The 17268-nt window shown below is 71.8% G+C and carries 19 protein-coding genes and 1 pseudogene; 8 read left to right on the top strand and 12 right to left on the bottom strand.

Features of this window, described 5'->3' with window-relative positions; all coding sequences use genetic code 11:
• The first annotated feature begins 98 nt into the window (after positions 1 to 98).
• A complete protein-coding gene (locus tag AB0F38_RS09780) occupies positions 99 to 704 on the top strand; it encodes a TIGR03086 family metal-binding protein (protein WP_361889403.1) in 606 nt (201 codons plus the stop codon).
• A 48-nt stretch (positions 705 to 752) separates the two neighbouring features.
• Here the strand turns inward: AB0F38_RS09780 and AB0F38_RS09775 are convergent, their stop codons facing one another.
• Together AB0F38_RS09775 and AB0F38_RS09770 are read right to left on the bottom strand one after the other, a co-directional pair.
• Positions 753 to 2906, bottom strand: a complete 2154-nt coding sequence (locus AB0F38_RS09775) for a hypothetical protein (RefSeq protein ID WP_361889400.1) — start codon at positions 2904 to 2906, stop codon at positions 753 to 755.
• A 74-nt stretch (positions 2907 to 2980) separates the two neighbouring features.
• On the bottom strand, positions 2981 to 3661 hold the full coding sequence (locus AB0F38_RS09770) for an alpha/beta hydrolase (RefSeq protein WP_361889398.1): 681 nt from the start codon (positions 3659 to 3661) through the stop codon (positions 2981 to 2983).
• Between the two features lie 64 nt (positions 3662 to 3725).
• Between AB0F38_RS09770 and AB0F38_RS09765 the strand changes: the two genes are divergently transcribed.
• On the top strand, positions 3726 to 4523 hold the full coding sequence (locus AB0F38_RS09765; RefSeq protein ID WP_361889395.1) for a chitosanase: 798 nt from the start codon (positions 3726 to 3728) through the stop codon (positions 4521 to 4523).
• A gap of 71 nt (positions 4524 to 4594) precedes the next feature.
• On the opposite strand, the gene AB0F38_RS09760 is transcribed toward AB0F38_RS09765, so the two are convergent.
• The 8 genes from AB0F38_RS09760 to heR form a co-directional block, all read right to left on the bottom strand.
• The gene (locus AB0F38_RS09760; protein ID WP_361889392.1) at positions 4595 to 5992 is read right to left on the bottom strand and encodes an 8-oxoguanine deaminase; all 1398 of its coding nucleotides are present in this window, start codon (positions 5990 to 5992) and stop codon (positions 4595 to 4597) included.
• Positions 5993 to 6145: 153 nt separating this feature from the next.
• Entirely contained in the window at positions 6146 to 7078 is a 933-nt protein-coding gene (gene pucL, locus AB0F38_RS09755) for a factor-independent urate hydroxylase (RefSeq protein WP_361889389.1), read from the bottom strand.
• Between the two features lie 6 nt (positions 7079 to 7084).
• Positions 7085 to 7474: a hydroxyisourate hydrolase gene (uraH, locus tag AB0F38_RS09750; RefSeq protein ID WP_361889386.1), complete on the bottom strand. Its 390-nt coding sequence runs from the start codon at positions 7472 to 7474 to the stop codon at positions 7085 to 7087.
• A 5-nt stretch (positions 7475 to 7479) separates the two neighbouring features.
• Positions 7480 to 8001, bottom strand: a complete 522-nt coding sequence (uraD, locus tag AB0F38_RS09745) for a 2-oxo-4-hydroxy-4-carboxy-5-ureidoimidazoline decarboxylase (protein WP_361889383.1) — start codon at positions 7999 to 8001, stop codon at positions 7480 to 7482.
• A 166-nt stretch (positions 8002 to 8167) separates the two neighbouring features.
• Positions 8168 to 8488: a helix-turn-helix domain-containing protein gene (locus tag AB0F38_RS09740; protein WP_361889852.1), complete on the bottom strand. Its 321-nt coding sequence runs from the start codon at positions 8486 to 8488 to the stop codon at positions 8168 to 8170.
• Positions 8489 to 8541: 53 nt separating this feature from the next.
• A complete protein-coding gene (locus tag AB0F38_RS09735) occupies positions 8542 to 8793 on the bottom strand; it encodes a hypothetical protein (RefSeq protein WP_361889380.1) in 252 nt (83 codons plus the stop codon).
• Between the two features lie 226 nt (positions 8794 to 9019).
• Positions 9020 to 9466 (bottom strand): DUF6083 domain-containing protein, encoded by a 447-nt coding sequence (locus tag AB0F38_RS09730; protein ID WP_361889378.1) that lies wholly within the window; start codon positions 9464 to 9466, stop codon positions 9020 to 9022.
• Between the two features lie 365 nt (positions 9467 to 9831).
• Positions 9832 to 10614: a heliorhodopsin HeR gene (gene heR / locus AB0F38_RS09725; RefSeq protein WP_361889375.1), complete on the bottom strand. Its 783-nt coding sequence runs from the start codon at positions 10612 to 10614 to the stop codon at positions 9832 to 9834.
• 161 nt (positions 10615 to 10775) lie between these two features.
• On the opposite strand from heR, the pseudogene AB0F38_RS09720 reads away from it, so the two are divergent.
• The 5 genes and pseudogenes from AB0F38_RS09720 to AB0F38_RS09700 form a co-directional block, all read left to right on the top strand.
• Positions 10776 to 10953, top strand: a pseudogene (locus AB0F38_RS09720) (VapC toxin family PIN domain ribonuclease); the annotation flags it as partial.
• Between the two features lie 74 nt (positions 10954 to 11027).
• Positions 11028 to 11234 (top strand): hypothetical protein, encoded by a 207-nt coding sequence (locus tag AB0F38_RS09715; RefSeq protein ID WP_361889870.1) that lies wholly within the window; start codon positions 11028 to 11030, stop codon positions 11232 to 11234.
• A 192-nt stretch (positions 11235 to 11426) separates the two neighbouring features.
• Complete coding sequence (locus AB0F38_RS09710; protein ID WP_361889849.1) at positions 11427 to 12140, top strand: hypothetical protein; 714 nt, start codon at positions 11427 to 11429, stop codon at positions 12138 to 12140.
• Between the two features lie 20 nt (positions 12141 to 12160).
• Positions 12161 to 12688: a GNAT family N-acetyltransferase gene (locus AB0F38_RS09705; protein ID WP_361889373.1), complete on the top strand. Its 528-nt coding sequence runs from the start codon at positions 12161 to 12163 to the stop codon at positions 12686 to 12688.
• A gap of 71 nt (positions 12689 to 12759) precedes the next feature.
• Complete coding sequence (locus tag AB0F38_RS09700) at positions 12760 to 12981, top strand: hypothetical protein (protein ID WP_361889370.1); 222 nt, start codon at positions 12760 to 12762, stop codon at positions 12979 to 12981.
• Positions 12982 to 13023: 42 nt separating this feature from the next.
• On the opposite strand, the gene AB0F38_RS09695 is transcribed toward AB0F38_RS09700, so the two are convergent.
• Both AB0F38_RS09695 and AB0F38_RS09690 read right to left on the bottom strand, forming a co-directional pair.
• Entirely contained in the window at positions 13024 to 14631 is a 1608-nt protein-coding gene (locus tag AB0F38_RS09695) for an AMP-binding protein (protein ID WP_361889367.1), read from the bottom strand.
• The gene (locus tag AB0F38_RS09690; protein WP_361889365.1) at positions 14628 to 16304 is read right to left on the bottom strand and encodes an AMP-binding protein; all 1677 of its coding nucleotides are present in this window, start codon (positions 16302 to 16304) and stop codon (positions 14628 to 14630) included. Before AB0F38_RS09690 ends, AB0F38_RS09695 begins: the two co-directional genes overlap by 4 nt.
• 105 nt (positions 16305 to 16409) lie before the next feature.
• Between AB0F38_RS09690 and AB0F38_RS09685 the strand changes: the two genes are divergently transcribed.
• Positions 16410 to 17252 carry a helix-turn-helix transcriptional regulator gene (locus AB0F38_RS09685; protein ID WP_361889362.1) on the top strand — a complete coding sequence of 281 codons (843 nt, stop codon included), beginning with the start codon at positions 16410 to 16412 and terminating at the stop codon, positions 17250 to 17252.
• Positions 17253 to 17268 lie beyond the last annotated feature (16 nt).

The following is a 17268-nucleotide window of genomic DNA, read 5'->3' as shown; positions in this document are numbered from 1 at the left end:
CTGTATGCCATGCCGGTGGGGCTGCCGACAAGGGGACGGATCGGAACGTTCCGCAATGTCCGCGATGAGTTCCGGGCTCGGGAGGGGTCTGAAGAGGTATGGATACGCACGACGCGACAGCGCCCGCCTTCGATCTGGAACCCGCGGCCCGGCAGATCGGCGAACTGGCCGGCTCCGTCGACGACCGGCAGCTGTCCGGGCCCACGCCCTGCCCGGACTACGCGGTCCGTGAGCTGCTCGCCCATCTGCTCGGCCTGTCCGTGGCCTTCCGTGACGCGGCACGCAAGGAGCTGGGGCCGACGACGGACACCTCACCGGACTCGGCACCGCCGCTCCTCCCCGACGACTGGCGGGAGTCGCTGCCTGCGCTGCTGGACGAGCTCGTCACGGCGTGGCGCGCCCCGACCGCCCGGGAGGGCATGACCCGGGCCGGCGGGGTGGACCTGCCCGGCTCGGTCGCCGCCATGGTCGTGTCGAACGAGCTGGTCGTGCACGGCTGGGATCTGGCCCGGTCGACCGGGCAGGAATTCCGTGCGGACGAGGCGAGTCTGCGCTCGTCGGAGGCGCTGCTGGCCCCGGCGGACGACGAGGCGGAGCCCGGCGGGCCCTTCGGCCCGCCCGTGCCGGTTCCGCACGACGCGCCGCTGCTCGACCGTGTGATCGCGCTGAGCGGGCGCCGCCCGGACTGGCGGCCGGGCGGCTGACGGCAGACCGACGCAGCTCGCGGTGACGCTCCGGGACCCGGGACCCGCTCAGGACTCCGGCGCGGCCGCACCCCCGCTCATCGCCCGCAGCACCTCCCTGGCCTGTTCCCGCAGCCGGTCGTCGGTGGAGGCGATGGTGGTCTCCACGCCGGAGGCCGTCACCCTCAGGTCCCGCTCGGCCAGGGCGGCGAGCCGCCGCCCGTGGTCCTCGGTCAGCGCGTCCGGACCGAGGGCCCGGAGCGCCTCCAGCGCCGTGGCCGGGTCGGCGTCCGCCTCCGCCGAATCCAGCAGCAGCCCGGCCGCCGCGCGGCCATCGAGGGTCCCGGGCGCGATCGCGTGCAGGGCGAGCACCGCGGCCGGCCTGTGGAGCGGATCGGCGAGCAGTCCCTCCAGCGCGGGTACGAGCGGACGGCCCTGGTCCCCCAGCCGGGCGGCGACCCGTGCGGCTCGTAGCAGGGTCCAGCGCATCCAGCTCAGCTCGGTCTCGCCCAGCACCCCGGCCAGAAGGCGCGACGGCTCCTGGGCCCGGCCCGTGATCCGCCACAGCGCCTCGGCGATCGCCACGTCCGCGTCCAGGTGCGGAATGACGCGGGCCGGCCCGGGCGCGCTCACCGCCGCCACGAGGGCAGGCACCAGCTCGGCCGCCTTCGGTCCCAGTTCGGCGGCGGCAGCCGCGGCCTCGCGTACGCGGCCCCCGTCGCCGGTGAGCTGCACGGCCAGGACGGTCAGCAGGGGACCTGCGTCGTCGGTGAGCTGCCACAGGGCCCGGGCCGCGGCGAGCCGGGCCTCAGGCGGTCCCGACCGGGCCGCCCGGCGCAGCAGCCCGCCCGTCGACTCACGGTGTTCCGGTGGGCAGACGGCGGCGAGAGCCCTCGCCATCGGCTGCGGGAACGTGGGCAGCGCGGCGCCCAGTTCGGGCAGGGCCGGGGCTGCCCGGTCTCCCCAGGACTCCAGCAGCGCCGCGTACCGGAAGGGTTCGTTGTTGCTCAGCTTCCCCGGCGTGGCCAGCCGGGCGCGGACCGCGGTGAGCAGTCCGGCGTCGAACGGCACCGTGGGCGAGGAGCCGAGCGGCCCGCCGCAGGCGGCGCCGAGCGCCCGGGGCCGGTTCTCCAGGTCACGGGAGAGCAGAGACACGGCCGGCGCCGGGTCCACGCTCACCAGCGCTTCGAGTGCCCGGTCCGCCGCGTCGCCGCCCGTCGCGGCGAGTTCGGCCAGGACGGGAGCCGCTGCGGCGGCGCGGCGGCCCAGCAGTCGGAGGAGTGACAGCGCCCGTCCTGCGGTCGGGGGGTCGCCGAGGACCGCGGCGACCAGCGGGCCGGCCACCCTGTCCGGCGCGCTGCGTGAGATCTGGCAGGCGGACTCCGCCGCCCACAGGGCCTCGGTCCGCGCCTCGGGCAGCTCAGCGCGCAGCGCGGCGTCCAGCAGTCCGTACGCGGCGTCGCGGTCGGCGTCCGTGTCACGGAGCAGGAGCTCGGAGACCACGTACTTCAGGGGTTCGTTCCGGGCGAGGTCCATACGGCCGGAGACCAGGCCGTCGGCGGGCAGCAGGCCGAGCATCGCCTCGTGGTGCGCGGCGGTCCAGGGCTCGCCCGCGTCCACGCAGGCGAGCAGCGCGGCGATCCGGAGCTCACCCGGCCCGTCCGGGCCGATGGCCCCGGCCGCCAGGCCGGCGGTGCCCTCCGGGTCCAGGTGGGCCAGGCCGCCGAGGAGTTCGGCACGGACCAGCGGCTCGCCCTCCGTGGCGAAGCGGGTCCGCAGCACCGGACACACCTGTTCCGAGGCCCCGGTCATGGCCGCCGCCCAGGCTGCGGCCTGCCGTACGTCGCCGCTCCCGGCCTCCAGTGAGGCCAGCAGCAGGGGCAGTTGGTCGGTCACGGCCCGTCGGCAGGCGGCCTCGTCGCTCTCCCCCTCGTCCGCCCCGCCCTCCGCTATCCCGCCGAGCAGGGCGAGCACTTCAGCGGTGCGTACCCCCGCACCGGCGAGCCGTGCCAGATACGGGACGGCGTGTGCCGTGGCCTCGTACACCGAGCCCTGGTGCAGGATGCTCCCGTACAGCTCGCCGAGCGCTTCGGCGGCGACCTCGTCGTCCTCGTCCGCCAGCGCCCGCAGGCAGTCGGGCACGTCGGCGGCGCTGCCGTAGGCGTGCTGGTAGGTGGCCCACGGCTGGGCGTCGAGATCGGCGAAGAAGGGTGCGAGATCCATGGGACGGATCCTGGCACCCGGCACTGACAACACCGGGGGCAGCCCGGGACCAGGCCCGGTCCCGGGCCACGGATTCAGCTGGTGAAGAACTCGGTGATCTGCTGAGCGACCTGGTCCGCGTGCCGCTTGTGCACCTGGTGGCCACCGCCCAGCGTGATCAGCCGGCAGTCGGGGATGAGGGAGGCCATGTCGGGCAGCCGGTCCTGCGGCATGGCGCTCTCCGGTCCGCCGGCGATCATCAGGGTCGGCGCGACGATCTGCCCCAGCTCCTCCTCCCACCGCGGGTCGGGGGCGGCGATCTGGGCCTTGATCTCCGGGACGGCGTTCTCGTCGTAGTCCACCGGCCCCGTGGGGCGGCCGCCGGCCACCTGCCCCGGGAACGGTGGCGGGGTCTCCACGAGCACCAGGCGTTCGACCCGGTCCGCGTGCTCCTCGGCGAGCAGATAGGCGACGACTCCGCCCATCGAGTGCCCGACGACGCCGACCCGGTCGAGCTCGCACGCGTCGAGGAACCCGAGGACGTCGTCCCGCATCTGCTCGAACGCGTACTCGTCCGGCCAGTCGCTCTCGCCGTGCCCGCGCAGATCCAGGGCGTACACCCGCCATTCCTCGCCGAGCAGGTCGCCCACGGCCTCCCAGCTCGCGGACGAGCCGCCGAGGCCGTGCAGCAGGACGACGGGCGAGCCGAAGGCATCGCCCCAGGTCCGATACGCCAGCCGCACATCGCCGACGTCCACAACAGACTGATCTTCCATGCCCCGAACGCTACAGCCGCACGGCGCCCGCCGGTCCCGGACCCCCGCCTGGCACGCTTGGCGGGTGAAGCCCTTCCGTCTCGCCCTCGCCACCGCCGTGGCCCTCGTCCTGACCGGCTGCTCCGGGTCCGCCTCCGGGTCCCCGGAGAAGAGTCTCGACGATCCGGCGAAGAAGGACATCGCCATGCGACTGGTGTCCAGCGCGGAGAACTCCTCGCTGGACTGGAAGGCGCAGTACGGCTACATCGAGGACATCGGGGACGGCCGCGGCTACACCGCCGGCATCATCGGATTCTGCTCCGGCACCGGCGACATGCTGAAGGTCGTCGAGAGGTACGGGACGTCGCGCCCGGGAAACGCGCTCGTGCGTTTCCTGCCGGCGCTGCGGGCGGTGGCCGGCAGCGATTCGCACGAGGGGCTCGGTGGAGCGTTCACCGCGGCCTGGGCGAGGGCCGCGGCCGACCCGGCGTTCCGGTCGGCGCAGAACGCGGAGCTCGACGAGGCGTACTTCGACCCGGCGGTCGCCCGCGCCGAGGCGGACGGGCTCAGCGCCCTGGGGCAGTTCATCTACTACGACGCGTACGTGATGCACGGTGAGACGGACGGGAAGGGCACGGTCGGCTTCCGCACGATGCGCGCCCAGGCCCTCGCGGCGGCCGATCCGCCGTCCGAGGAAGGCGACGAGGAGGTCTATCTGAACGCCTTCCTGGACGCCCGTGTGGCCGCGATCCGCAAGGAGCCCTCGCACAGCGACACCAGCCGGGTGGAGACGGCGCAGCGCGTCTTCGTGCGCGAAGGCAGACTCCAGCTGGAGACCCCTCTGGTATGGCGGGTGTACGGCGAGGGCTTCCGCATCGGCTGACCAGGGCGTGTGTGCCGGGCAGGTGCGTCCGGCACACACGCTCCCGCAGCGAGGCGGGAGGGTGCGGAGCGTCAGGCTCCGGCGGCGATCCGCGCCAGACGCCGGGCCTCGTCGCGGGTCACGCGGGCAAGGGCGTCCTCGTCCGCCGTGACGAGGTGGTTGTCCTCGACGACGGGTCTGCCGTCGACGAGGGAGAGGGTGACGGGGGCCGCGGCGCCGAACACGAGTGCGGTCACCGGGTCGGCGATGGAGGCGTGGGCGAGGGTGTCGAGCTTCCACAGGACGAGGTCGGCGAGCTTGCCGGCCTCCAGGGAGCCGATCTCCTCGGCGCGGCCGAGGACCTGCGCGCCGCCGTACGTCCCCAGGCGCAGGGCCTGGCGGGCGTTCAGGGCCTTCTCGCGGTGGGCGCCGAGTCGGTTGATGAGGAGGGCGTTGCGCAGTTCGGTGTGGAGTTCGCCGGACTCGTTGGACGCGGTGCCGTCCACGCCGAGGCCGACGGGGACGCCGGCGGCGAGCATGTCGGGGACGCGGGCGATGCCCGCGGCGAGGCGGGCGTTGGAGGACGGGCAGTGCGCGACACCGGTGCCGGTGCGGGCGAAGGCGGCGATGTCGGAGTCGTTCATGTGGACGCAGTGCGCCATCCACACGTCGTCGCCGAGCCAGCCGGTCGACTCGAAGTAGTCGGTCGGGCCCATGCCGAAGAGTTCCTTGCAGAACTGCTCCTCCTCGACGGTCTCGGACCCGTGCGTGTGCAGGCGCACTCCGCGGCGGCGGGCCAGCTCGGCACCCTGCCGGAGAAGTTCGGTCGACACGGAGAAGGGGGAGCAGGGCGCGACGGCGATCCGGGTCATCGCGTCGAACGAGGTGTCGTGGTGTGCGTCGATGGCCGCCTCGGTGGCGGCGAGCGCCCCGTCGAGGGTCTCCACGGCGAAGTCCGGCGGCAGTCCGCCGTCCTTCTCGCTGCGGTCCATGGAGCCGCGGGCGAGGGTGAAGCGCACGCCCATGTCGCGGGCGGCCCCGATGATGGCGCCGGACAGGTCACCGGAGCCCCGCGGGTGGACGTAGTGGTGGTCCATCGCGGTGGTGACTCCGCCGCGGGCCATCATGGCGAGTGACCCCTGGGCGGCGGCGCGGACCATCGGCTCGTCGATGCGCGCCCAGGTCGGGTACAGGGCGACCAGCCAGTCGAAGAGGTTGTGGTCGGTCGCGAGCCCTCTGGTGATCCACTGGTAGAAGTGGTGGTGGGTGTTGACCAGTCCGGGCGTGACGAGGTGGCCGGTGCCGTCGATGCGCCGTACGACGCCGGCGAGGCCGCCGGGAGCACTGCCCGCGCCGACGGATTCGATGCGGTTGCCCGCCACGACGACGTGGCCCGAGGCGTACTCGGTGTCATGGGCGTCGACGGTCGCGATCGCACAGTTCTCGATGACGATGCGTTCTGTGGGCCTGGGGTCCGCCGAAGCTGCCATGGTGCTTCCTTCTTCCGTCTCTGGCGGGGTGGGCACGGCAGGACCCGAGGAGGATGTGAGCGCCACGGCGTCGAGGCCGTGGGTGCCGAGGTGTGAGGGTGATGTCCGGCCCCCGCCCGGCTGCGGGACGGGGGAGGCCGGCTCGGTACTACGTCAGAGGTTGGTCAGGTCCACCGGGATCCTCGGCTCGACGCCGTCCCGGAGCACGGTCGCCTCGATGAGGCCGTACGGCCGGTCGGCGGCGAGATAGACCGCGCCCTCGGCCGTATCGTTCTCGAGTCCGAACGGCTCCAGATCCACCAGGAAATGGTGGTTGTTGGGCAGCGAGAAGCGGATCTCGTCGATCTCGCTCCGGCTCTCGATGATGCGCGAGCCCATCTGGTAGAGGGTCTGTTGCAGCGACAGGGAGTAGGTCTCGGCGAAGGCCTGGAGCATGTGCCTGCGCGCCTGCTCGTAGGACTCCTCCCAGTGCGGCATGCGCTCCTCGTCGCTGGTCCAGTTGTACCGCCACCTCGCGGACACGTCGGTCGCGAGGATGCGGTCGTACGCCTCCTTGAGCGTCGTGTACGGGTCCTTGACGTAACCCCAGAACTCGGAGTGGGTGGAGTTCATCACGGTGAGGTCCTTGAGACCGGAGATGACCTCCCACTTCTCTCCGTCGAAGGTGATCTGGGTGGTGCGAGTCTCCTGGCCCTTGCGGACGAAGGAGTGCTTGACGTCGTCGGCGCCGGTGGAATCCGAGGGGGCGTCCGAGGTCGCGATGCGCTCCCAGGCGTACTCCTCGATCCGGATGCGGGCGACCTCGATCGGCTCCTGCGAGGTCACGAAGTGCCGGGCGAGGTGGATGCCGAACTGCTCGGCGGACTCGATGCCGTGCTCCTTGGCGAACGCGAACACCGTGTTCTTGGTGGTGTCGGTCGGCAGGACGTGCGCGTTGGAGCCGGAGTAGTGGACCTCGTCCATGTCGCCGGAGAGGGCGACGGAGACGTTGAGGTCCTTGATGTGGTGGGTGGCACCGTCCCGCGTGATCCCGACGACGCGGTTCTCTGCTTTGCCGTACTGGTTCTGGCCGAGAATCGTGGGCATGGCCTGCTAGCTCCCTCGGTAAACGGAGTAGCCGAACGGGTTGAGCAGCAGCGGCACGTGATAGTGCTCGCCCGGCGCGACGGCGAACGCGATCGCCACCTCCGGGAAGAACGCACCGCTGTCCCTTGCGCGGGGGGCGTCCTGCTGCGCCTCGGCTCGCTTCTGGCTGGTGAGGTACGACTCGGTGTCGAAGACGAGCCGTACATGGGTGGTGCCTTCCGGCAGGGCCGGCAGGTCCTTGCAGCGCCCGTCCGCGTCGGTCACGGATCCGCCGAGCGTCACGTACGGCGCGGCGCCGCCGCGGGCGGCGAGCGAGACGGTGACGGCCGCGGCGGGGCGGCCGACGCTGGTGTCCAGGACGTGGGTGGACACCGATGCGGTGGTGTCGGTGCTCAAGACCGTCACGCTCCTTGTTCTGGGGAGTCCCGCACGAGGCGGGTCAGCCGGATGCGGTTGATCCTTCCCAGTTCGGTGCGCACGATCTCACGCTCCCGCTCGGGCGGGTTCCCGATCCGGGACCTCACCGCGTCGCGCATCTGCTCACCCGTGGCCCCGGTGGCGCAGATCAGGAACACGTGACCGAACCGCTCCTGGTAGGCCAGGTTCAGTTCGAGCATCTCGGTCCTGAGCTCCTCGGACGCCCCGGCCATCCCCCGCTGTTCCCGGGCGGAGGCCGGATCCCCGGGTCTCGGCCGGCCGATCGGCGGATGGCCCGCCATCGCTTCGGCCAGGTCCTCGGGGGAGAGCCCGGCCGTGGCGGCGTCGCTCGCGGTGAACAGGGCTTCCGTGGTGGCGTAGGGCCGGTGGGCGAGGACGGCACTCCCCCATGCCGTGCTGGCACACACCTCGTGCAGCGCGGCGGTGGCCTCGTCGGCCGGCAGGGTGTTGAACCGGGCGAGGCCCGCTGTGGAGCTCGACGTCACGGGAGCCTCCGTGGCTGCTTCTTCGCTGTGCGCTGTTCGCGTTGCGGACAGCTAACGCCCTTCACCACATGACGTCAACAGTTTGTTGAAATACTGCGGACGCGAGGAGCCGCGGTCCCGGCATCCGGTCAGCGGCACCCCGGGCGCTCGGCCACACCGTGGTCAACTACCCGCCCTTGGCGGCGTTTTCCCGGTTGAGGTAGTTGTAGACCGTGAACCGGCTGACGCCCAGGGCGCCCGCCACGGTCTCCACGCCGTGCCGTACGGCGAAGGCACCACGCGCCTCCAGAGTCCGCACGATCCGCTGTTTGGTCTTGCGGTCCAGGTCGGCGAGCGGCATTCCGTGCCGCCGCTCCATTCCGGCCAGGATGTGGTCGAGCGAGTCGGAGAGCTGCGGGAGTCGCACGGCTATGACGTCCTGGCCCTCCCAGGCGAGCACCACGTCGTCGGCCTGCGCCTGCTCGGGCCCCAGCAGCTCGGCGCCCATGGCGTCGACGAGCGGCTTCACCGCGGCGACCAGGGGATGGTCCGACTGTCCGGTCACGGGGTGTCCTCCCCGATCACGTTGACCTGGAGCGAGACCCGGGTGGCGCCCGAGTCCAGGGCCCTGCGCAGCAGCGAGTCCACGGCCGTGAGGACCTGGTCCGCGCCGCCCTCCGCCGTGTTGCCGAAGGGGCCGACGTCCACCGCGTCCAGGCCGGCCGTCCGGATCAGCTCCCGGGCCACCACCGCATGGGCGGGCGCCTCGTCCAGGTCGAAGGGCTCGGTGGTGAATTCCACCCTCAAACGCACGGTGCCTCCCTCATGTCCCCGCCGCGGTCGGTCGGCCCGCACGGCTGGCTCCCGACCCTAAGGCACGGCCGCCAGGAGCCCGGCCGGACGCACTTCACAGGCCGTCGATGATGCCCGGGGTCAGCCGCCCGGACAGGAGCGCGCGGGCAGCGCCGGGGCCCGGTGAACACCGCGGGGCGGGTACCGCACCCCTGCCCCCTGCGCACGGGCACGTACCCCGCCACGGTCACCCGGCACCCGTGACGTCCTCGTCGGGCAGGTCGAACAGGCGTTGCGCCCGTAGGTCGTTGTGCCGCCGCAGCGCCACGATCCACGACCATGGCTCCTCCGCCCCCGCGGCGGGGCAGGCGAGGCGGTGCGGGAGACGGCACCCGGTACCGGGGAGCGGCTCCGCGTCCCACAGGTTCATGGCGGTTCCGGTCGAGGTGATGATCCACCGCCGCCGCGGGGGCACGGTGTGAGCGGGTACGAGAATGCGGGGCTCGAGGAGGACCCAGCACCCCGGGTGGCCGGTGGGGTACCGGTCCCCACGGAGGCCGCAGTCCGGGCAGTCGGGCGGGGCGGGTGGCCCGGGGACCGTGGCGCCTTCGCAGCCTACGAGCAGGGCGTGGGCGGGATGGTCCCGGTCGTCGGTCCGGTCCGGACGCCGCGAGGTGTTCCCGGTGTCCCCCATGGGTCGATGATCCGGGCCCGTCCCGGGCGCGGGTAGGGCGCGATCCGGCCACGAGGAGCGGTGCGACAGCACGTCGGGGGGCGGAACACCACATGAGGCGCGCGTCGGGGCGGCCCTGCCCCGTTATCTCCTTCGCGGTCCTGCAACGGGACCGCTGGCCTCTGGGCCCGGAACCTCGATCCACGGCGGAGAAGCCCCCCGATTGACCAACGACATAGAGCACCCCCTTACCTGCTGCTTCTCCGAGCCTCCGGCAGGATTCGAACCCGCGACACCGCGTCAGGAGTCCTCCCTGGCGGAACAGCGACGCGTGGAAAGGCAGTCGGTGGTGTTGAGGCCGCGGGACCACCCCGGACCAAGGAGGTTCATCCGGTCAGCGAGCCGGTGAAGATCTGCCATGCCAGGAGGGACTTCGCCACGAGGCTGAGAACCAGGTAGGCCTTCTCGCCGTATGCGTAGTCGGACCACCGGCCGACTCCGCGGTACTGGAGCCACTGGTTGAGACCGAAGCTGAAGAAGAGGGCGGCCTGGACGAGAACGATCCCGTACACGAAGCCGGGGACGGCCCCGGCCGCGACGATGTTGTACGTGATCGAGAGCCACGGCGTCAGGCCGACCAGCGTCCCGAACCAGAACGGGAGCATCGTGGTCACCACCCGTCCCGGCGGGTTCATCTCCTCCTCGATCCAGCCGAAGAGAATCATCCCGACGTTGGCGCCGATGACGGCGATGACGGCGTTGAGGCTGGTGATGCCCGAGTAGAAGCCGATGAGGAGCACCATCAGGGTCGCGCTCAGCGCGTACTCCAGCCACCTGAAACGGTTGATGCCGCGTCTCAGGTCGCGTTCGTAGGTGCCGCGGCACACCGTCGCCGTCAGCAGGTGGTCCAGTGCCGCGAGGGTGAGGAAGACGGCGACGGCCCAGCCGATCGGGACGTCGAACAGTGCTTCGGGGGCAGGCGCCTTCGTCCCCGGGGGCCCCTCGGGCAGGGAGGAGGTGACGGTGATCGAGAAGCTACCGGCGAGGAAGAGGATCGCCAGGGCCTGGACCAGGTGCAGCAGCGTGAGCCCCACGTTCCACGCACGGAGCCCGGCGAGGCGTTCGACGGTGACACCGGTGGCCACCGCAGCGCCGTCCTCTCTTCTCATAATTCCTCCCGAGGGTCGGCGCCGCAGCACGTCTGCATGGTCGTCCGGTCCGGGTGGGAATCACGGCAATCACGTCGCTGCCCCGCCAAAAGCCACACGAGTGGCACAACGAACCGCCGCACCCGCCGGTCTCCGGGACGGTCCGCGCGCCGAGAGCGAGTTTCGACCCCATCCCCTTCGGTGCTGAGGTGGCCCGCGTCCACGGCCGCATCTGTGCCGCGGTGATCAGCGAGGACCCAAGCCCCGTCGCCGGGGGCCCGGCCGGATGATCGCCGCCATCGCTGTGGCCGTGGACCATCCCCTCCACTCCTCACGACCACACCCGACGACTTCGCCGGGCTGTGCGCCCGCCCGCCGGCGCGTCATCGTCGGCCCAGGTCGGGGACCCCTCGCAGAACGAGTCCTGGGACACCGTGCGCAGCAGCCCCGCGGAGCTGGTGGCGGGCTCGGATCCGCGGGTGGGGAGCAACCCGCCCGTCACACGGCATCTGCACGAACCGGCGCCGGCAACGGTGGCGGACATCCGCGAGCGGTACGGGATGGTCTTCGAGCTGAAGCTGTCGATGTCCGAGTACTACCGGGTGCCCGGGAACGGCGCGACCGTGCGGACCGAGGGGTGAGCAGGGGCCCGCGCGCCGCGAGGACCTCGGCGGGCCCGCCGGGCCGCCGAGGGAGCACGGGCGGCGCGTGAGCGGCACGGCGAAAGTGTCCGGACGAAGTACGCCAAGTCCCTCCCCGGAGCGTCGCTCCTGGTGGACGATGGAGATACGGAACGCAGTCGCCGCGGCAGCGGCGGCGGGGAGGGGCACAACGTGGAGTCCGTACCGGTGCGCTGCCCGGTCTGCAGCCGGGAGCACGCGTACGTCACGCCGGTGTACCCCTGCCCGTGCGGCTCCCCGACCGCCCCGCCGCTGATGCGCGGCGCCCCGGCCGAGCCGATCACCCACCGCACGTGGGACGACGACTGGGTGAGCGTGCGCTGCCACTCCTGCGGGCGCCGTGACCAGTGGCCCTACCCCGAGCTGTGCTGCCCCTGCGGGACCGTGCTGCGCATACCGGTGCGCCCGGTGGCCACGCGCGGCATCACCCCGTCCGCCCCGACGGGCCCGTCCCCCATCCCGCTCCCGCGCACGGCCGCGCATCCGCGCCCGATGTTCCAGCCCCTGGTGATCCGTACGGCGCGCGACGCGGTGAGCGCGGCCGCGCTCTACCTGACCTGGCTGGGCTACCGGGACGTCGTCCAGCCCGAGGTGCGGCCCACCTCCCGGATAGACCTGCGGGCGGCAGGGCTCATCGCCCAGGTCGACTCGACCACCCGGCCCACCGCCCTGCGCGACGTCGAGTGCCTCTGGCTCAACGCCCTCAGCGCGTCGGTGTCCGGCGTGCACTTCTCCCTCGCCGGTTACGCGGACGACGCCCGCTCGCGGGCGGACGGCCTCTCCATCCCGCTCTTCGTCATGGACCTCACGGGCACACCCCGGCCGGTGAACGGCGCCGCCGAGAAATTGGTCGGCACCGGTCCCTGATCTCCCGTCATACTCGGCCCATGCGCATCCGTCCCACCCGCCGCGCCGAACTCCCCCAGCTCCAGGACATCGAGCGTGCCGCCGGTGAGCGCTTCAGGGCCCTCGGCATGCAGTCCGTCGCGGACGACGACCCGCCACCGCTCGACATGCTGGAGAACTACCGCCGCGACGGCCGCTGCTGGACGGCGGCGGACGAGGACACTGATCTCCCGGTCGGCTACCTGATCGTGGACCGCGTCGACGGCGCGGCCCACATCGAGCAGGTGTCGGTCACCCCGGCGGCCGGCCGCAAGGGCGTGGGCCGCGCCCTCATCGGCCAGGCCGCCGTCCGGGCGGAGCGGGAAGGCCTGAGCGCACTCACACTGACCACCTTCGCCGAGGTCCCCTGGAACGCCCCGTACTATGCCCGCCTCGGTTTTCGGACACTGGCGGCGGACGAACTCGGCGCAGGACTGCGCTCGATCAGGGCGCGGGAGGCGGAACACGGCCTGGACCGCTGGCCGCGCGTGTGCATGCGTGGCGAACTCCCCTTCCGTCCCGGGCAATGATTTCGGTCACCTGTGCCGTGTGGGCCGCATATGTTCGAGCTGTTGTCAGTGTGGGGACGTAGAGTGAAGGCATGGTATTAACTCCACGACTTTCCACCCGTTCCATCCCCGTTTTCCCGACTCAGCCGACACACCAGTCCGCCGTCGAGGCGAACGAGGCGATTCGCGCACTCGTGGACGCGCGCGCCGGCCAGGACTGGTCGTCCGTGGAATCCGCGAAGTACGAGGTGCTGCTCATCGAGTGGGCGGCGGCGACCCGGGGCATAGGCTCCGACATCATCGAAGCCGCATGACCCCGGGGGTGCGCCGGCCGTCCCGCGGGGCGCCGGCGCGCGCTACCCCCCGTAGTTCTCCCGTAGTTCGATCTTCCGGACCTTCCCGCTGACCGTCATCGGGAAGGTCTCCAGGATCTGGAGCCGTCGCGGGATCTTGTAGTGTGCCAGCCGCTCGCGGCAGTGGGCCGTCACCTCGTCGAGCGTGGGCGGGTCTGCCGGGTCGCGCGGGATGACGCAGGCCAGGATCTCCTCCCCGTACGTGGCATGAGGCACCCCGACCACCTGCACGTCGGCGATCTTCGGATGACTGTGGAGGAACTCCTCGATCTCCCGCGGGTACACGTTCTCGCCACCACGGATGATCATGTCCTTGATGCGGCCGACAATCCGGACGTACCCGTCCTCCCGCATCACCGCGAGATCCCCGGTGTGCATCCAGCGCCCCGCGTCGAGGACTTCGGCGGTCCGCTCCGGCTGGTCCCAGTAGCCGAGCATCACGCTGTACCCCCGCGTGCACAGCTCCCCGGACTCGCCGCGCGGCAGGGTCAGCCCCGTCACCGGGTCGGTCACCTTCACCTCGATGTGCGGCAGCACCCTGCCGACCGTGCCCGTGCGGCGCTCCAGGTCGTCGTCCCTGCGGGTCTGCGTGGAGACGGGTGAGGTCTCGGTCATCCCGTAGCAGATGGACACCTCGTCCATGTGCATCTCGGCGACGACCCGCTTCATCACCTCGACCGGGCACGGGGATCCGGCCATGATCCCGGTGCGCAGCGAGGAGAGGTCGTACGAGGCGAAGTCGGGATGGTCGAGCTCCGCGATGAACATGGTGGGCACGCCGTAGAGCGAGGTGCAGCGCTCCTGCTGGACGGCCGCGAGCACGGCGGCGGGCTCGAAGGCAGGGGCGGGGATCACGATGCAGGCGCCGTGCGACGTGATGCCGAGGTTCCCCATGACCATGCCGAAACAGTGGTAGAAGGGCACCGGCAGACAGACCCGGTCCTGTTCCGTGTAGCCGACCGTCTCCCCCACGAAGTAGCCGTTGTTCAGGATGTTGTGGTGGGAGAGGGTGGCTCCCTTGGGGAAACCGGTGGTGCCCGAGGTGTACTGGATGTTGATCGGGTCGTCGCAGGACAACTCGGCTTCCCGGGAGATCAGTTGCTCCACGGCGACGGACTTTGACGCCGCCGTCAGCTCGTCCCAGGTCGGGTCGCCGATGTAGTGCACGGCGCGCAGGGCCGGGCAGTCGGCGCGAACCTGGCCGACGAGTGCGCGGTAGTCGCTGGTGCGGTGGGCGAGCGAGGCGATCAGGACCGAGATCCCGGCCTGCTTGAGCACGTACTCCAGCTCGTGGGCACGGTAGGCCGGGTTGATGTTGACCATGACGGCGCCGATGCGGGCCGTCGCGTACTGGACGAACACCCACTCCGGACAGTTGACCGCCCAGATACCGACCCGGTCCCCCTTGGCGACGCCGGATGCCATCAGCCCGCGGGCCAGCTCCTGGACGGCGGCGCCGAATTCGGCGTACGTCCAGCGGCGTCCGGACACCACGTCGACGAGGGCCTCCCGCTCCGGGAAGGCGCGGACCGCCCGGTCGAGGTTGCGCCCGATGGTGTCGCCGAGCAGGGCGGTGGTGCCGGTGCCGTGCGCGTAGGACGGCTCGCTCATCGCAGGTCCCCCTCGTCGAACTCGGTGCCCGTTCCCTGGGCCGTGCGCTCGCGCAGCTCGATCCGGCGGATCTTGCCGGAGACGGTCTTGGGCAGTTCGGCGAACTCCAGCCGGCGGATGCGCTTGTACGGGGCGAGGACCGCCCGGGAGTGCGCGAAGAGGACCTTCGCCGTGTCCGGACCGGGCTCCCAGCCCTCCGCCAGCACGACGTACGCCTTCGGGACGGACAGCCGCACCGGGTCGGGTGCGGGCACGACCGCGGCCTCGGCGACCGCCTCGTGCTCCAGCAGGGCGCTCTCCAGCTCGAACGGCGAGATCTTGTAGTCGGAGGCCTTGAACACGTCGTCGGCCCGCCCCACGTACGTGATGTAGCCGTCCTCGTCACGCGACCCGATGTCTCCGGTGCGGTAGTAACCGCCCGCCATCGCCTCGGCCGTCCGGTCCGGGTCGCCGTGGTAGCCGGTCATCAGGCCGACGGGGGCTGCGGACAGATCGAGGGAGATCTCGCCCTCCACGGCGCCCGCCTCACCGGTGACCGGGTCGAGGAGCTCGACCCTGAAGCCGGGGCTGGGCCGCCCCATGGAGCCCGCCTTCAGCGGCTGCCCCGGCGAGTTGGCCACCTGGACGGCGGTCTCCGTCTGGCCGAACCCGTCCCGGATGGTGACGCCCCAGGCGCGCCGTACGCTCTCGATGACCTCCGGGTTGAGCGGTTCGCCTGCGGCGACGACCTCGCGCGGCGGTGTCCTGAGCTGGGTCAGGTCCGCCTGGATGAGCATGCGCCATACGGTGGGCGGTGCGCAGAAGCTGGTCACGGCGGAGCGGTCCATCTCCGCCATCAGCCGGGCCGCGTCGAAGCGGGTGTAGTTGAAGATGAAGACGGTGGCCTCGGCGCTCCACGGCGCGAAGAGGTTCGACCAGGCGTGCTTCGCCCAGCCGGGCGAGGAGATGTTCAGGTGGACGTCGCCGGGCTTGAGCCCGATCCAGTACATCGTGGCCAGGTGGCCGACCGGATACGAGACGTGGGTGTGCTCGACCAGCTTGGGGCTCGCCGTCGTCCCTGAGGTGAAGTACAGCATCAGCGGTTCGTCGGCGTCGGTCTCGCGGTCCGCCGTGAACGTGTCCGGGGCCTCGTCGGCCCCGCCGTAGCTCCGCCAGCCCTGGGCCTCGTCGCCGACGGCGATCCGGGTGTAGTCGCCGGGCACCTCGTCGAACTTCGCCGTGTCCGCCGACCGTACGATGACGTGGCGGACCCTGCCGCGCTCCACCCGGTCACGCAGGTCGACCGGACCGAGCAGCGGGGTGGCGGGGATGACGACGGCGCGCAGCTTCATCGCGGCGAGGGCGGTCTCCCACAGTTCGGTCTGGTTGCCGAGCATGACCAGGATGCGGTCCCCGGCCCTCACGCCCTGGGACCGCATCCAGTTCGCGGCCCGGTTGGAGCGGGCGGCCATCCGGGCGAAGGACACCTCGGTGCGCCGGCCGTCCTCCTCGACGATGTGCAGGGCGGTGCGGTCGTTGTTCTCCGCGATGACGTCGAACCAGTCGAGCGCCCAGTTGAAGTGGTCCGAGCGGGGCCAGCTGAAGCCTTCGTAGGCCTTCGCGTAGTCCTCACGGTGCTCGAGCAGAAAGTCCCGGGCTGCCCGGAACGTCTGCGTCGCGCTGGTTGCCGACATGTGCCCTCCTCATTGCGGACCCGTCCTTTAACATCATGTGAACAGTGACCCAGATCTCACCACCCCCGAACGGGGGTACGGCGTACAGGGCGGGGAGTCATCGGCGTGCCGGAACCGGGCGAGGCGACCGAACTGCAGGCGGCGCTGCTGAGGCTGCGCCGTACGAGTGGGCTGCCCGTCGTCTTCGGCGGGCTCCTCTCGGACGCGCGCCACGCGCGGATCGCCGAGCTGAACGGGACGCAGACCGACGCGCTGCGCGGGCTCGTCATCTCGGCGGGCAGCGGGCTCGGCGGCAAGGCGATCGCCCTGTCGCGGCCGTGTGCGGTGAGCGACTACGCCTCCTCGCGCCACATCAGCCACGAGTACGACACGGCCGTGGCGGCGGAAGGGCTGCGTTCGGTCGTCGCGGTGCCCGTCGTCGTCCGCCGCACGGTGCGCGGTGTGCTGTACGGGGCGCTGCGCGAGCCGCTCACGCTGGGGGACCGTACGTTCGACGCGGTGGCGTCGGCGGCGCGGGATGTCGAGCAGGGGCTGGCCGTACGGGACGAGGTGCAGCAGCTCCTGACGGCGACCCGGGAGCAGGTCACCGATCCCGGGCGACCCGGCACCTGGGAGGACGTCCGCGAGGCGCACCGTGAGCTGCGGTCGCTGGCACCGAAGATCGTCGATCCGGTACTGCGCGAGGAGCTGCTCGCGGTGTGCGGGCGGCTCGCCTCGGCTGCGGGGGCGGGCCGGTATCCCGCCGCGCGGCTCGTACGGCTGGCGCCGCGCGAGGTGGATGTGGTCGCCTGTGTGGCGTCGGGGGCGACGAACGCGGCGGCGGCCGAGCGGCTGGGGCTGCGGCCGGAGACGGTGAAGGGCTATCTGCGCTCCGCGATGCGGAAGCTGGGGGCGCACACCCGGCTCGAGGCGGTGGTGGCTGCGCGTCGGGCGGGACTGCTGCCGTGAGGGCCCGGTGCGGGGG

The sequence above is a fragment of the Streptomyces sp. NPDC025273 genome (assembly GCF_040638585.1).
In the GTDB taxonomy this organism is placed as follows: domain Bacteria; phylum Actinomycetota; class Actinomycetes; order Streptomycetales; family Streptomycetaceae; genus Streptomyces; species Streptomyces cinereorectus.
The sequence above is the reverse complement of the archived record's forward strand: the minus strand, read 5'-3'. Positions and strand labels throughout refer to the sequence as shown.

Coding starts and splice junctions, on each gene's coding strand:
- AB0F38_RS09695 (WP_361889367.1), bottom strand. CDS start 14,631: ATGAGCGAGCCGTCCTACGCGCACGGCACCGGCACCACCGCCCTGCTC.
- AB0F38_RS09770 (WP_361889398.1), bottom strand. CDS start 3,661: ATGGAAGATCAGTCTGTTGTGGACGTCGGCGATGTGCGGCTGGCGTAT.
- AB0F38_RS09780 (WP_361889403.1), top strand. CDS start 99: ATGGATACGCACGACGCGACAGCGCCCGCCTTCGATCTGGAACCCGCG.
- AB0F38_RS09775 (WP_361889400.1), bottom strand. CDS start 2,906: ATGGATCTCGCACCCTTCTTCGCCGATCTCGACGCCCAGCCGTGGGCC.
- AB0F38_RS09730 (WP_361889378.1), bottom strand. CDS start 9,466: ATGGGGGACACCGGGAACACCTCGCGGCGTCCGGACCGGACCGACGAC.
- AB0F38_RS09705 (WP_361889373.1), top strand. CDS start 12,161: ATGCGCATCCGTCCCACCCGCCGCGCCGAACTCCCCCAGCTCCAGGAC.
- AB0F38_RS09760 (WP_361889392.1), bottom strand. CDS start 5,992: ATGGCAGCTTCGGCGGACCCCAGGCCCACAGAACGCATCGTCATCGAG.
- AB0F38_RS09690 (WP_361889365.1), bottom strand. CDS start 16,304: ATGTCGGCAACCAGCGCGACGCAGACGTTCCGGGCAGCCCGGGACTTT.
- pucL (WP_361889389.1), bottom strand. CDS start 7,078: ATGCCCACGATTCTCGGCCAGAACCAGTACGGCAAAGCAGAGAACCGC.
- AB0F38_RS09700 (WP_361889370.1), top strand. CDS start 12,760: ATGGTATTAACTCCACGACTTTCCACCCGTTCCATCCCCGTTTTCCCG.
- heR (WP_361889375.1), bottom strand. CDS start 10,614: ATGAGAAGAGAGGACGGCGCTGCGGTGGCCACCGGTGTCACCGTCGAA.
- AB0F38_RS09740 (WP_361889852.1), bottom strand. CDS start 8,488: ATGGGCGCCGAGCTGCTGGGGCCCGAGCAGGCGCAGGCCGACGACGTG.